The sequence below is a fragment of the Novosphingobium sp. FG137 genome (genome assembly GCF_057809735.1).
The window spans coordinates 98067-110907 of the sequence record NZ_JBMDKN010000006.1 but is presented as its reverse complement, the minus strand read 5'-3'; the positions used below and the strand labels follow the sequence as shown (position 1 = coordinate 110907).

Sequence of the window (12841 nt, the reverse complement as noted above, 5' to 3'; positions counted from 1 at the left end):
CAAGGCCGCCGCAAGGAGAGTATAATGGGTTACCGGGTAGTGGTCGCAGGCGCGACCGGCAATGTCGGGCGCGAGATGCTCAATATCCTCGCCGAGCGCGAGTTCCCGATTGACGAGATCGCGGCAGTTGCCTCGTCGCGCTCGCAGGGCTCCGAGATCGAGTTCGGTGAGACCGGGCGCATGATCAAGGTCCAGAACATCGATAACTTCGATTTCACGGGCTGGGATATCGCGCTGTTCGCCATCGGCTCGAGCGCGACCAAGGTCCACGCCCCGCGCGCGGCGGCAGCGGGCTGCGTGGTGATCGACAACTCCTCACTCTACCGCATGGACCCGGACGTGCCGCTGATCGTGCCCGAGGTGAACCCCGACGCGATCGACGGCTACAAGGTGCGCAACATCATCGCCAACCCCAACTGCTCGACCGCGCAGATGGTCGTGGCGCTCAAGCCCCTGCACGACAAGGCCACGATCCTGCGCGTCGTCGTTGCGACCTATCAGTCGGTTTCGGGCGCGGGTAAGGACGGCATGGACGAGCTGTTCGAGCAGAGCCGCGCGATCTTCGTCGGCGATTCAGTCGAACCGCGCAAGTTCACCAAGCAGATCGCCTTCAACGTGATCCCCCACATCGACAGCTTCCTGGATGACGGTTCGACCAAGGAAGAGTGGAAGATGGTCGCCGAGACCAAGAAGATCCTCGATTCCAAGATCAAGGTGACCGCCACCTGCGTGCGCGTCCCCGTATTCGTCGGCCACTCCGAAGCGATCAACCTCGAGTTCAAGGACGAGATTTCGGCCAAGGAAGCGCAGGATATCCTGCGCGAATCGCCCGGTGTCATGCTGATCGACAAGCGCGAGGACGGCGGATACGTCACCCCGATCGAATGCGTCGGCGATTACGCCACCTTCGTCAGCCGTGTGCGCGAAGACCCGACGGTCGACAGCGGCCTTTCGCTGTGGTGCGTCTCGGACAATCTGCGCAAGGGCGCCGCGCTCAACGCGGTGCAGATCGCCGAACTCCTCGGCCGCCGCCACCTCAAGAAGGGCTGATATGTCGCGGCCGGTCCCGGCCTTTCAACGCGCGATGCTGGTGGCGCTCGCCATCGCATCGCTGTTGAGCGGCTGGGCCGCCATCTATCCCCAGAACACTTGGCTTCAGGTCGGACCCGTGCTGCTTGGCCTGCCGCTCGGCGCATGGGCGCTGCGCCGCTGGCCGCTAAGCAATCTGGCAGCAGGGTTGCTTACGGCATTTATCCTGCTCCATCTGCTTGCCGCCTGCTGGTCCTACAGCCTCACGCCCTATGACCGTTGGAGCCGCGCGCTCCTAGGCGTGAGCGTCGATGCGACGTTCGGCTTCAAACGGAACATGTTCGACCGCATGGTCCACTTGTGCTTCGGCCTTTGGCTGGTCCTACCGTTCGCGGAAATCGCCGTGCGTCACGGTGGCCTCTCGCGCCAGGCCGCGCTCACCATGGCCGTGCTAGGGATTTTTGCCTTCAGCTCTGCCTACGAGATCTTCGAATGGCTGCTCACCCTTGGTCTCGCGCCCGATCAGGCCGGGGCTTACAATGGCGAGCAGGGTGACATGTACGACAGCCAGAAGGATATGGCCGTCGCCAATCTCGGCGCGCTGCTGGCGATTTGGCCTTCGCGCGCTCGATTGGCCCCTCCGCCTGGCGAAGGGGCCATCTAAGCCTACATCCCCGTATGTGTGACGGTCGTGGTGGTCGTCACCCTGCCGCGCGCGGTGTGGTGATGCGCCACGCGGCGGTGATGGACGACGCGGCGGTGATGCGTGACCGCGCGATGCGTGCGCGGGGCGGGAGCGCGGCGGACCACGGCTGGTTCCGCCTGCTCGGTGGACGTGGTCGTCTGCACCTGCATCGGCTGGGCCTGTGCCGCCATCGCCGCATTGCGCGAGAACGTGGCATCGCTGGCAGAAACCGCCGCTGCGTTCTCGGCGCGGTTCGCTCGGTCGTTGGCCATGTCGGTCTGCATATGCGCGGCATCGACGTTCATCTGCGCGCGGGCCATGCCATTGGCTTGGTCCTGCGCCTGTGCCTGTACCGCCTCATTGTGCTGGGCCGCGTTCTTCTGCATCTGCCCCAGCGCCATGTCGGCGAGTGCGGAGGCGTGGATCGCGTCCGCAATGGCCTCGGGCTTGTGTCCGGCGGCCAGGTTTTCCTTCGCGCGGGCCAGCGCCGCATTGGCTTCGGCGGTGCGGCCTGGCTGTGCGGTCGATGTGCCCAGGCTTTCGGCGGTATTGATCTTGGTCTGCGCTTCGGCAATGGCAGCGCGCGCCCTGTCGGCCTTGCCCTCGGCATAAGCGGGGGCGGCGAACGAGAGGCACAGCGCAGTGGCCATGAGCAGGCGGCCAAAGGCGTTGTGGCGGGTGGTGGGGCGATTCATGATCGGGAACTCCGTGCAGCGCCGCGGGAGCGCGGTTGCCGCATACTCCGCAAAATGTGCCGCAGCCCGTGATGTTCCGCCGCATCGGTTTGGCCGATAGAAACCCCAACCCGGCTGATAGAGTTTCTTGCATTGCCGCGCTGACATCGTGGCTCTACTCCGATGTCTTCCGCACGGGACCCGACCACGGGACCGGAAGGGGCACAGATGTTTGCGCATTTCGATCTGCTGCACGGCATTGCCGGGCTGCTCGTGGGTTTTCTGGTCGGCCTGACGGGCGTGGGTGGCGGGTCGCTGATGACGCCGATCCTCGTCCTGCTGTTCGGCGTCGCCCCGGGCACTGCGGTGGGCACCGATCTCCTGTTCGCCTCCGTCACCAAGATCGTCGGCTCCACGGTCCACGGCAAGCGCGAGACGGTGGACTGGCACATCATGCGCCGCCTCGCCATGGGCAGCGTCCCCGCGGCGACCGTCACGCTGATCCTGATGTCCGATTTCGGCAAGCTGAGCAAAGGCTCCAGCCACGTGGTGCTGCTCTGCCTTGGCGGCATGCTCATCGTCACGTCTATCGCCACGCTGTTCCAGAAGCAGCTGGCGGTGATGGCCAAGCAGCACGAGCGGCTGGACGACCGGCAGGCGCGCATCCCCACGGTGATGCTCGGCGCGCTGCTCGGCGTCGCCGTGACGATCACTTCTGTCGGCGCGGGCGCGATCGGCGTCACCGTTCTGCTGATGCTCTACCCTGCGCTGCGTGTTGCGAAGATCGTCGGCACCGATATCGCCCATGCGGTTCCGCTCACGCTCGTTGCGGGCTTCGGCCACTGGATGATCGGCGATGTTGATTTCGGCCTGCTGACGAGCCTGCTTGTCGGTTCGCTGCCCGGTGCGGTAGTGGGGAGCATGCTTTCGACCCGCTCGCCCGATCACGTGCTGCGCCCCGCGCTCGCCGCCGTCCTCATGGTCTCCGGCATCCGGCTGCTGAGCCAGTGAGCGAGACTTACCCCGGCTTCGATGGCGCGAGCCTCGCATTGCACCGCCTCGGCGCTGGCCGCCCGGTGATCCTGCTCCACGGGCTGTTCTCCAATGCCCATGTAAACTGGGTCAAGTTCGGCACCGCCGCGCAGCTCGTCGCCGCTGGTTTCGAGTGCCTGATGCCCGATCTGCGCGCCCACGGTGCCAGCGCTGCTTCCCATGATCCCGCCGCTTACCCACCCGATGTGCTGGTGCGCGATCTGGAAGCGCTCGTTACCCATCTCGGCCTTGCGGACTACGACCTCGTCGGCTTTTCGCTCGGATCGCGCACTTCAGCGCGCGCGGTCATCGCGGGCGCGCGGCCTCGGCGGCTCGTGCTCGGCGGTATGGGGCTCGATGGCCTTGCCGGCTGGACGGGGCGTCAGGCGTTCTTCCGCGATGTGCTCGACCGCTTCGGCACGATCCGTCCCGGCGACCGCGGCTATGCGGCGCAGCAGTTCCTCAAGACCATGGGCACCGATCCCGTCGCCGCAGGCCTCCTCCTCGGCACGATGGACGATACCGATCCGGCCACACTCGCCGCGATCACCATGCCCACGCTCGTCCTTTGCGGCGATCAGGACAACGACAACGGCAGCGCCGACCGCTTGGCCGAAGTCCTGCCCAATGCTCGCCACGCGGTCATTACCGGTACGCACATGAGCTCCGTCACCGAACCCGCGATGGGCGCAGAACTGGTTTCATTTCTGACCGCTTGACGCGGCGACCCGCACGGCTAACGGTGCGCACAAGGGTGGCCGCAAAGGCCGTCCATTTGCACCTTGCGGAGAGCCAGTTCCATGAAAAAGCTCGTTTCCCTCGCCGCGCTCGCGGCCGCCAGCGTGGCCGCGCCCGCGCTCGCCCAGCAGGCTGCGCCCGCTGCTGATGCCGCTTCTGCGCAGGCTTGGATCAAGGCTGCCGATCAGGCTTATGCCGATCAGACCGTCCGCTCGGGTCGCGTCCAGTGGGTCTATGAGACCAACATTACCGACGATACCGAAGCGCTCGTTGCGGCTTCGAACGCCGAATACAACACGCTGATGGTGAAGACCGCTGCTGAGGCGGCGCGCATGGCGAAGGTTCCCGGCCTCACTGCCGAAGACCAGCGAAAGCTCGTCATGATGCGCACGCAGATCACCAGCCCCGTGCCGACCACGCCGGGCGCAGCGGAAGAATTCGGCACCCGTCAGGCGCGCATTCAGGGCCTTTATGGCAAGGGCCATGGCACCTTGAAGGGCGAGCCGATCAACGGCAGCGATATCGAAGCCGCGATGGGCACCAGCCGTAATCCGGACGAGCTCAAGGAAATGTGGCTTTCGTGGCACGACAACGTCGGCAAGCCGATGAAGGCCGACTATGCCCGCATGGTCGAGCTTTCCAACGAAGGTGCGCGCGAACTGGGCTTTGCCGATACCGGCGCGCTGTGGCGTTCGAACTACGATATGGACCCCGCCGCTTTCGCTGCGCTAACCGAGAAGATCTGGAACGAGGTCCGCCCGCTTTACGTCCAGCTTCACTGCTATACCCGCGCGAAGCTGGGCGAGAAATATGGCGACGGCGTGCAGAAGAAGTCCGGGGCGATCCGCGCCGATCTCCTCGGCAACATGTGGGGCCAGTCCTGGGGCAATATCTACGACGTGGTGGCCCCCAAGGGCGCGGGCGATATCGGCTATGACATCGGTGATCTGCTCACCGCGAAGGGCTATGATCCAGTCAAGATGGTCAAGGCCGGAGAGGGCTTCTATTCCTCGCTAGGCTTCGCGCCCTTGCCCGAAACCTTCTGGGCCCGCTCGCAGATCGTGAAGCCGCGCGACCGCGAGGTCGTCTGCCATGCCTCGGCCTGGGATATCGACAACAAGGACGACCTGCGCATCAAGATGTGCACCAAGGTCAATGCCGACGATTTCGTGACGATCCACCACGAACTCGGCCACAATTACTACCAGCGCGCCTACAATACGCAGCCCTCGCGCTACTACATGGAAGGCGCCAACGACGGCTTCCACGAAGCCATCGGCGATACCATGGCGCTCTCGATCACGCCTGAATACCTCGTCCAGATCGGTCTCCTCAGCCGCGACAAGGTGCCCTCGCCAGACAAGGACACCGGCCTCCTGCTGCGCCAGGCGCTCGACAAGGTGGCGGCGATGCCGTGGACCTTGCTGGTCGATCGCTGGCGCTGGGGTGTGTTCGATGGCTCGATCAAGCGCGATGGCTATGAGGCGGCATGGAACCAGATGCGCCTCAAGTATCAGGGCCTCGTCCCGCCGGCAGAGCGCCCCGCCGATGCATTCGATCCCGGCGCCAAGTTCCACATCCCCGCGGTCGTGCCCTACACGCGCTACTTCCTCGCCCGCGTGCTGCAGTTCCAGTTCTATGAAGCCGCCTGCAAGGAAGCCGGCTGGCAAGGCCCGCTTCACCGCTGCAGCTTCTATGGCAACAAGGCCGTCGGCGCGAAGCTCAACGCCATGCTCTCGATGGGCGCAAGCAAGCCCTGGCCCGATGCGCTGGAAGCCTTCACCGGCACCCGCGAGATCAGCGGCAAGGCGATGATCCGCTACTTCGCCCCGCTGCAGACCTGGCTGGAAAAGCAGAACAAGGGTCAGAACTGCGGCTGGTAACCCCCAAGGTCCTCCCCATTTTGCGCAGCGCAAATGGGGGGGTGGCCTGCCGAAGGCAGGTCGGAGGGGTAAGTGGCTTCACGCATACGTAACTTTAACCCGCTCCCACACCCCACCCGCTTACCTGTAGAACCCTGCTATCGCAAGATCCTCCGCCTGCGGGGGCGGGGGATGGGGATGAACGCCAAAACACGAAGGGCTGCGCTCGCCCTGTCCGGAGCGTTCGTGGCTGCTTTGCCACTGGGCAACGCGCAGGCGCAGGAGCTCACACTCACCCCGCTCCTCGATCTGCGGCTGCATTCCGAACACATCGATCAGGCAAACATCGCCTTGCCGGCCGACGCGCTCACGCTGCGCACCCGCGCCGGCGCTCAGCTGGTGAAGGGACCGGTGTCGCTGCTCGTCGAGGGGGAGGCGGCCGCCGTCCTCATCGACCACTACAACGACGGCTTTAACGGCCTTGCGCGCCCGGTGGTGGGCGATCCCGGCAATGTCGAGCTCAACCGCGCGCAGCTGCGCTATGCGGGCAAGGCCCTCACGCTTGCCGTGGGGCGCCAGCGGCTGGAACTGGCTGACCAGCGCTTCGTCGGCCCGGCGGCATGGCGGCAAAACGAGCAGACCTTCGATGCGGTGCGCGTGCAGTGGACCGGCCTCAAGCGCCTCACTGTGGATGCGACTTATGCATGGTCGGTCCGCACGGTGAATGGCAACAAGGGCACGCCCAGCCGGCCGCAATCGGTCGATGGCGACAATGTCTTTGCTATCATCAGCTACGCCTCGCCGCTCGGTACGCTGTCGGGTTTTGCCTATCTGGTCGATCAGGATTCCGCCGCGCTTTCAGGCTACCGGCTCTCCAGCCAGACCTTTGGCCTGCGCTTCACCGGTTCGCAGTTGCTCGGGCGTGGCTGGAAGCTAGCTTACACGGCCAGCGCCGCGCGCCAGAGCGCCTATGCACGCAATCCGAACCGCTATGCCGCAACGTATGCGCTCGCGGAGGCAAGCCTGAACCGCAAGGTCATTACCGGCACCGCTGGCTATGAAGTGCTCGGCGCAGATCGCGGCGCACCGTACACGAGCGTGCAGACCCCGCTCGCCTCGTTCTTCCGCTTTCAGGGGTGGGCAACCAAGTTCACCACCACCCCGCCCGATGGCGTCCGAGATGCCTACGCGGCACTAGCCGCCAACTGGAAGAGCACCGGCCTCGTCAGCGGCATCGGCTTCGGCGCCACGTGGCACCACCTCACGAGCGACCGCCTGACCCGGCGCTACGGCGACGAACTCGACCTCATCGCTTCGGCCCGCATCAGGAACGCTACCCTCGCCGCCCGCCTCGCTCACTACACTGCCCGCACGTTCTCGGCCGATACCGACAAGGTTTTCGTCACGCTCGAATGGCACTTGTGAGGCGTTACCCCCGCAGGTTCGTCAGATCCCGTTGTACCAGGCCCAGCCACCCTTGATGTTGCCGAGGTCATTGAACCTGTCCGATACAACGATCCGCCGGACATATTTCAGGCTCTTGTAGCCGATCTGCCGCTCGATCCGCAGCCGCACCGGCGCGCCGTGGCCGATCGGCAGGTCGCGCCCATTCATCCCGTAGGCAAGGATCGTCTGCGGATGCAGCGCATCGATCATGTCGATGTTATCGGCCATCTTGTCGAAGGTATAGAACTCGACATAGCGCGCCGAGGCCCTCGCACCGACGGTTTCCAGCACCGTCCGCAGCGGTACGCCGGTCCACTCGGCAATCGCGGACCAGCCTTCCTCGCACGAATGGCGGGTCACCTGGGTGCGGCGTTGCATGCGCTGCAGATCGGCGAGCGAGAAGCTGGCAGGCCGGTCGACCAGCCCCTCCACCACCAGCCGCCAATCGGCAAAGCCGCCCTTGCGCAGGATCGCATAGTCGTGCCCGCCTTGCGGATCATGCAGGCCCAGTTCCGCGCGGGCCGGGTCATACGTCCCCGTCGCCGGCATCGAGGTGATCTCGGATCGGTCGTATTCGCGCACCAGCGCAGCGGACGACAGAAGCGTGCGCTGCATCGCATAAGTCAGGTTGTCGCCCATGCGCAGGATATTGCCGTAAGTCGGCGGCTGGCTTTCGCCGCAGCCGGTTAGCAGCAGCGCACTGGTCGAGCCGAGCCCCCCAATCAGGCCGCGCCGTGAAATCACCAATCCCTTGCCGCTCATGTCATTTCCCCAAGGTCATGGCGCGCAGCTGCCGCAGCGGTCCGGTGAGGACGATCATCACCAGATGAACCAGCAGGAACAGCGCGAGGAAGGAAAACGTGAAGAAATGGATCGTCCGCGCCGATTGCCCGCCGCCGAACACATCGAGCAGGACAGGATAGCTTGCCGTGATCGCGGGCGACATCGTGATGCCCGTGAGAAACATCAGCGGCAGGGCGATAAACGCGACCATGGCATAGGCCAGCTTCTGCAGGACCCCATAAGGCGGGCCGGGCTGCACCGCTGGCATTTGCAGCCGCAGATGCGCCTTGATGTCCTGCCCGAGGTTCCCGGCCGTAAGCTCATCGGGGCGTGGCAGCAGTGCGCGGCGGGCATGGCCGGTCAGCGCGCCAAGCCCGAGATAGACCGCCAGCCCCAGCAGGAATGCCCATGCGGCGAGGAAATGCATGCTGCGCGCCCAGCCGTTCCCGTTCCATGGCTCGGCCAGACGGTCCGCCGTCACAGGGCCATCGGGGTTGCCGAAGAAAGCCGTGGCCGGCGACCATTGCATCGCGTGGTAATTGGGGCCGACCGGCACTTCGAAGATTGGCTTCATCAGGTCGTTGCCGACAGTGCCCCAATAGAAGCGCGGATGAACCATCAGGATCGCGATGCCGGAATAGATCAGCACCAGCACCGCCAGCGCGATCAGCCAATGCGTAAGGCGAACCCATGGCTGGTGGCGGCGTGTTGGCACCATGTCAGAAGCTTCCAGCACTGCGGCCATGTCACGCCCTCCCACATGGCAAGGGTACCATTGCCCGGGGGCATGTCAAAGGGCACGCGACTTTGCGCAAGACTTGCCAGCGTCGCCGCCGAATCAGCGGAACGGCGGCTCGTTGAACGCGCGCAGCTTGCGGCTGTGGAGGCGGGCACCCTCGGCCCTGAGCAGAGCGCAGGCGGTCGTGCCGATGGCGAGGTGGCTGGAAATCGCCTCCTCGTAGAAGCGGTTGGCCTGCCCCGGCAGCTTGAGCTCGCCATGCAGCGGCTTGTCCGAAACGCACAGCAGTGTGCCGTAGGGCACGCGGAAGCGGTAGCCCTGCGCGGCGATGGTGGCAGACTCCATGTCGATCCCCACTGCGCGGCTGAGGCTCAGGCGGCGGGCCGAGTGCGAGTAGCGCAGCTCCCAGTTGCGGTCATCGGTGGTCACCACGGTGCCGGTACGCATCCGCCGCTTGAGGTCCGAGCCGCCCGCGCCACTGACGATCTCTGCCGCCCGCGCCAGCGCTACCTGCACTTCGGCGATTGCCGGGATCGGGATCTCGGGTGGCAGCACCGGATCGAGCACGTGATCGTCGCGCAAGTAGGCATGTGCCAGCACATAGTCGCCGATCTTCTGCGTGGGGCGCAGGCCGCCGCAGTGGCCGATCATCAGCCATGCTTCAGGTCGCAGCACGGCGAGGTGGTCGCAGATCGTCTTGGCGTTGGACGGGCCGACGCCGATATTGACGAGCGTGATCCCGCTGCGGTCCGGTGCGACGAGGTGGTAGGCCGGCATCTGGTGCCGCCGCCACGCGGTGTCCGACATGCGGGCGCGGGCGTTCTCGGTCGGCTCGGTCAGGTGAAGCCCGCCTGCGCCCGATAGCGCGACATACTCGCCGGTGCCGAGCTGTTTTCCCGCCCAGTCAACGAATTCATCGACATAGCGGTGATAGTTCGTGAACAGGATGTAGCGCTGGAAGTCCTCGGCCGGGGTGCCGGTGTAGTGGACGAGGCGGGCCAGGCTGAAATCGGTGCGGAGGCCATCAAACAGGGCGAGCGGCAAAGGCCCGTCGCCGACGTTGTACTCGCCGTCCGCGATCTCGTCACCGATGTGGGCCAGATCGGCATTCGGGAAGTGCCGGGCCAGTTCCTGCGGCCCGATGCTGCCCATCTGCGCGCCGAGGCTGCCATCGAGCACATAGGCGAACGGGATTTCCTGCCGCGAGACGGCGGCCTCCACCGTCACGTCGAAGCCCTGCAGGATGATCGCCAGTTGCTCGGCCAGATAGTCCGCAAACAGCGCCGGCCGCGTTACCGTGCAGCTGTAGATGCCCTTCTGGCTGAGCCGCCCGAACGAGTGCCCGGTCGGCTCGATGCTTGGCTCGCCGCCGAAGTGGATGCGCAGCTCCGGATAGCAGTAGCTGCCGTCATGCCGCCGCTCGTCCGGCGGGAGCCTGCCCGTGGCGGCAAAGGCCATCACGTCCTCGCGCAGCCGGGCGACCGAGGCAGTGTAGATGCGCGTAAGCTCGTCGAGCACGGAGGCGATATGATCCATGCCCGCAGGTGTACCTGCCTGTCGTGACCTTTGGAAGTCGGGGCTTCAGCGCATTCGTTTGAGTACTTTGGTCGAGACGACGTGCGGCTTGAGGTCTTCGGGATAAAACCACACCTCGCGCAGGTCTCCGCGCGCGTAGCGGCCCACCTGATCGCCGAAATGGGGTGAGGCGGGATCGGCGCTGGTGCCGCCGATACTCACCGCGCGGGCGCGGACTTTCGGGCCGAACTCGACTACCGCGACGAAGCTGTTGCCGCTGGTGCCGTACATTCGCTTCGTGCCGGGATAGCGGGCCGCACCGAACGAGGCGAGGCTGCCCCAGTTGCCGCTGGCAAACGGGATCGGCGTGCTGGGCTTCGCATCGTCGAATGTCTGCGTGATCGCCCCGTCGTTGCGCTGGTAGCGGTTGATCGCGCCCCACGGCACCTGCCACGACCCGAAATCGCTGACGAGGCGGTTCACTGCATCATCGAGCGCGGCGAGGCGCTGGGCATCGGTGATGCGATTGTTCATCCGTTCCCACAGGCTTTCTTCATCGCCGTCGCTATGCGCCGCGACGCGCGACCACAGGGCCTCGGCATAGCCGACCGCGAGGGCGGTCGCGGTGGAGTTCAGCGCCCACTTGTGGTCCCAGCCCTTGAGCAGCGCGACCGGCCCGTCACGCTTCGCATCGGGCGCGGCGGCATGCGCAGCGATGAGCGTGGGCAGCAGGCGATCAAACGCGGGGAGGGCCGGATCGTAGGCAGCGGCCATCAGCTTTTCGAGCGTGAAGTCGCGCCGATCGCCCAGCACCGCGAGGGCGTGGGCTTCACGCGCATTGGCGCCGACCTCGTCCATGTAGCGCGGGAAGGCATCCTTTTTCGGGCTATCCGCCCCAGCCGCAGTCCACGGCGCGTTGTTGACGTTGAAGACCCAACCGTTGGCGGGATTGAGCACGTTGGGCAGGCTGGAGACCGGGTGAAGGCCCTGCCAGCGCGCCGCGGGGTTGCTGCCATCGACGGGCTTGCGCCAATCGAGGCTGTTGTCGCGGATCGGCATGAACTGCGGGTGCAGATAGGCGATCTCGCCCTTGGTATCGGCGAACAAGGTGTTGTTGCTGGAATTGGCCTGCAGCCCCGCAACCTTGAGGAAGCTACCCAGATCGCGGGTCTTGGTGCGCAGGAAGCTTTGCTCGAGCGCCGGGATTGGCCGGTTCATCAGGCCATAGGCGATCCACTTGCCGCCTTCCTCGCGCACCACAGGACCATGCTCGCTCGCATAAGTGGTGAAGCTGCGCTGGCGCATTGTTCCGTCGCTCTGGCGCAGCGAAAGCGTGACGGTCTGGCTGGTGAAGGGCTTCACCGCATCGCCCACCTTGTAGGCGGGCGGCTGGCCGGGCTGCTGCACCACGGTTTCGGCAAACTCGTCGATCCGGTCTGCCCCGGTGGTGGTGTGCATCCACCCAGCGTTCTGGTTGAACCCCTGATAGATGAAAAACTGCCCCCAGGTCGCTGCGCCATAGGCGTTGAGGCCCTCGCCGCTGGTCACTTGCTGCTCGGCGCGGAAATAGAAGCTGGTGTGCGGGTTGATCAGCAGCAGGGCATGGCCATCGGCGGTGTGCGAGGGTGCGATGGCGATGCCGTTGGAGCCGGCCGGTTCCTTGAGGCGGCGGCCAAGCTCCTCGTCGGTCATGGCGACCTGGCGGCGGCCGTAGAACGCCTCAAGCTGCGAAAGCGGCACCCGTTCGATATCGCCGCCGATGCTGCCTTCGGTGAAGCTCAGCGCCATCCATGGCTCGAAATGCGTAAGGACTTTGGGCTTAACCTCCGGATGATCGGCGAGGTAGGCGTTGAGCCCTGCGGCCCAGGCATCCATCAGCTTGCGCAGCCACACCGGGCTCTTTGCGTAGTCCGCCTTCAACACTTCGGGATCGATCCAGAGGCGCTGGCGCAGATCCTGCCACACCGCACTTTCGCCTTCGGCCTCCGCAAGGCGGCCCAGGCTGACGAGGTAGTTGCGCTCGATTCGGGGGAAGTCATCCTCCGCCTGCGCATAGATCATGCCGTAGATCGCATCGGCATCGGTCTTGCCCGAAATGTGAGCGATACCCCACTCGTCCCGTTCGATCTTCGCTTCACCGATTATTTCGGAACTTTTCCCGATGGAGTTAACCGGGGTCAACCCGATGAGAAGTGCCGCAACTGCGACGGCATGCGTGCGTTTCATTCCCTGCTCCCGGTCAATCGTTGTCAGCATATGCCCGCAAGCTTTTGGGATACAATGCTGTTTTCAAGTTTGCTCAAAAATCCGGCCACTCAAATTCTAACGATAAAGGTTA

Annotated in this window: 11 protein-coding genes; 6 read left to right on the top strand and 5 right to left on the bottom strand. The window is 65.0% G+C overall.

Annotation, left to right across the window (positions count from 1 at the left end; all coding sequences use genetic code 11):
* The first annotated feature begins 24 nt into the window (after positions 1–24).
* Positions 25–1050: an aspartate-semialdehyde dehydrogenase gene (locus ACODS2_RS17335; RefSeq protein WP_488999945.1), complete on the top strand. Its 1026-nt coding sequence runs from the start codon at positions 25–27 to the stop codon at positions 1048–1050.
* A gap of 1 nt (position 1051) precedes the next feature.
* On the top strand, positions 1052–1693 hold the full coding sequence (locus ACODS2_RS17330) for a DUF2238 domain-containing protein (protein ID WP_488999944.1): 642 nt from the start codon (positions 1052–1054) through the stop codon (positions 1691–1693).
* 2 nt (positions 1694–1695) lie between these two features.
* Here the strand turns inward: ACODS2_RS17330 and ACODS2_RS17325 are convergent, their stop codons facing one another.
* Positions 1696–2409: a hypothetical protein gene (locus tag ACODS2_RS17325; protein WP_488999943.1), complete on the bottom strand. Its 714-nt coding sequence runs from the start codon at positions 2407–2409 to the stop codon at positions 1696–1698.
* A gap of 207 nt (positions 2410–2616) precedes the next feature.
* On the opposite strand from ACODS2_RS17325, the gene ACODS2_RS17320 reads away from it, so the two are divergent.
* From ACODS2_RS17320 to ACODS2_RS17305, 4 genes are all read left to right on the top strand, one after another.
* Positions 2617–3399 carry a sulfite exporter TauE/SafE family protein gene (locus ACODS2_RS17320; protein WP_489000078.1) on the top strand — a complete coding sequence of 261 codons (783 nt, stop codon included), beginning with the start codon at positions 2617–2619 and terminating at the stop codon, positions 3397–3399.
* Positions 3396–4139 carry an alpha/beta fold hydrolase gene (locus ACODS2_RS17315; protein ID WP_488999942.1) on the top strand — a complete coding sequence of 248 codons (744 nt, stop codon included), beginning with the start codon at positions 3396–3398 and terminating at the stop codon, positions 4137–4139. The genes ACODS2_RS17320 and ACODS2_RS17315 overlap by 4 nt, the downstream gene beginning before the upstream one ends.
* Before the next feature lie 81 nt (positions 4140–4220).
* Positions 4221–6041: a M2 family metallopeptidase gene (locus ACODS2_RS17310; RefSeq protein ID WP_488999941.1), complete on the top strand. Its 1821-nt coding sequence runs from the start codon at positions 4221–4223 to the stop codon at positions 6039–6041.
* Between the two features lie 225 nt (positions 6042–6266).
* Positions 6267–7445: an alginate export family protein gene (locus ACODS2_RS17305; protein WP_488999940.1), complete on the top strand. Its 1179-nt coding sequence runs from the start codon at positions 6267–6269 to the stop codon at positions 7443–7445.
* A 21-nt stretch (positions 7446–7466) separates the two neighbouring features.
* On the opposite strand, the gene ACODS2_RS17300 is transcribed toward ACODS2_RS17305, so the two are convergent.
* The 4 genes from ACODS2_RS17300 to ACODS2_RS17285 form a co-directional block, all read right to left on the bottom strand.
* On the bottom strand, positions 7467–8228 hold the full coding sequence (locus tag ACODS2_RS17300; protein WP_488999939.1) for a molybdopterin-dependent oxidoreductase: 762 nt from the start codon (positions 8226–8228) through the stop codon (positions 7467–7469).
* A gap of 1 nt (position 8229) precedes the next feature.
* Positions 8230–8994, bottom strand: a complete 765-nt coding sequence (locus tag ACODS2_RS17295; RefSeq protein WP_488999938.1) for a cytochrome b/b6 domain-containing protein — start codon at positions 8992–8994, stop codon at positions 8230–8232.
* Between the two features lie 93 nt (positions 8995–9087).
* Complete coding sequence (locus tag ACODS2_RS17290; RefSeq protein WP_488999937.1) at positions 9088–10524, bottom strand: AMP nucleosidase; 1437 nt, start codon at positions 10522–10524, stop codon at positions 9088–9090.
* 45 nt (positions 10525–10569) lie between these two features.
* A complete protein-coding gene (locus ACODS2_RS17285) occupies positions 10570–12729 on the bottom strand; it encodes a penicillin acylase family protein (RefSeq protein ID WP_488999936.1) in 2160 nt (719 codons plus the stop codon).
* Between the last annotated feature and the right edge of the window lie 112 nt (positions 12730–12841).

What these genes read in the sequence shown, in the direction of transcription:
- ACODS2_RS17335 (WP_488999945.1), top strand. Translation starts at nt 25, where the DNA reads ATGGGTTACCGGGTAGTGGTCGCAGGCGCGACCGGCAATGTCGGGCGC.
- ACODS2_RS17330 (WP_488999944.1), top strand. Translation starts at nt 1,052, where the DNA reads ATGTCGCGGCCGGTCCCGGCCTTTCAACGCGCGATGCTGGTGGCGCTC.
- ACODS2_RS17325 (WP_488999943.1), bottom strand. Translation starts at nt 2,409, where the DNA reads ATGAATCGCCCCACCACCCGCCACAACGCCTTTGGCCGCCTGCTCATG.
- ACODS2_RS17320 (WP_489000078.1), top strand. Translation starts at nt 2,617, where the DNA reads ATGTTTGCGCATTTCGATCTGCTGCACGGCATTGCCGGGCTGCTCGTG.
- ACODS2_RS17310 (WP_488999941.1), top strand. Translation starts at nt 4,221, where the DNA reads ATGAAAAAGCTCGTTTCCCTCGCCGCGCTCGCGGCCGCCAGCGTGGCC.
- ACODS2_RS17300 (WP_488999939.1), bottom strand. Translation starts at nt 8,228, where the DNA reads ATGAGCGGCAAGGGATTGGTGATTTCACGGCGCGGCCTGATTGGGGGG.
- ACODS2_RS17295 (WP_488999938.1), bottom strand. Translation starts at nt 8,994, where the DNA reads ATGGCCGCAGTGCTGGAAGCTTCTGACATGGTGCCAACACGCCGCCAC.
- ACODS2_RS17290 (WP_488999937.1), bottom strand. Translation starts at nt 10,524, where the DNA reads ATGGATCATATCGCCTCCGTGCTCGACGAGCTTACGCGCATCTACACT.
- ACODS2_RS17285 (WP_488999936.1), bottom strand. Translation starts at nt 12,729, where the DNA reads ATGAAACGCACGCATGCCGTCGCAGTTGCGGCACTTCTCATCGGGTTG.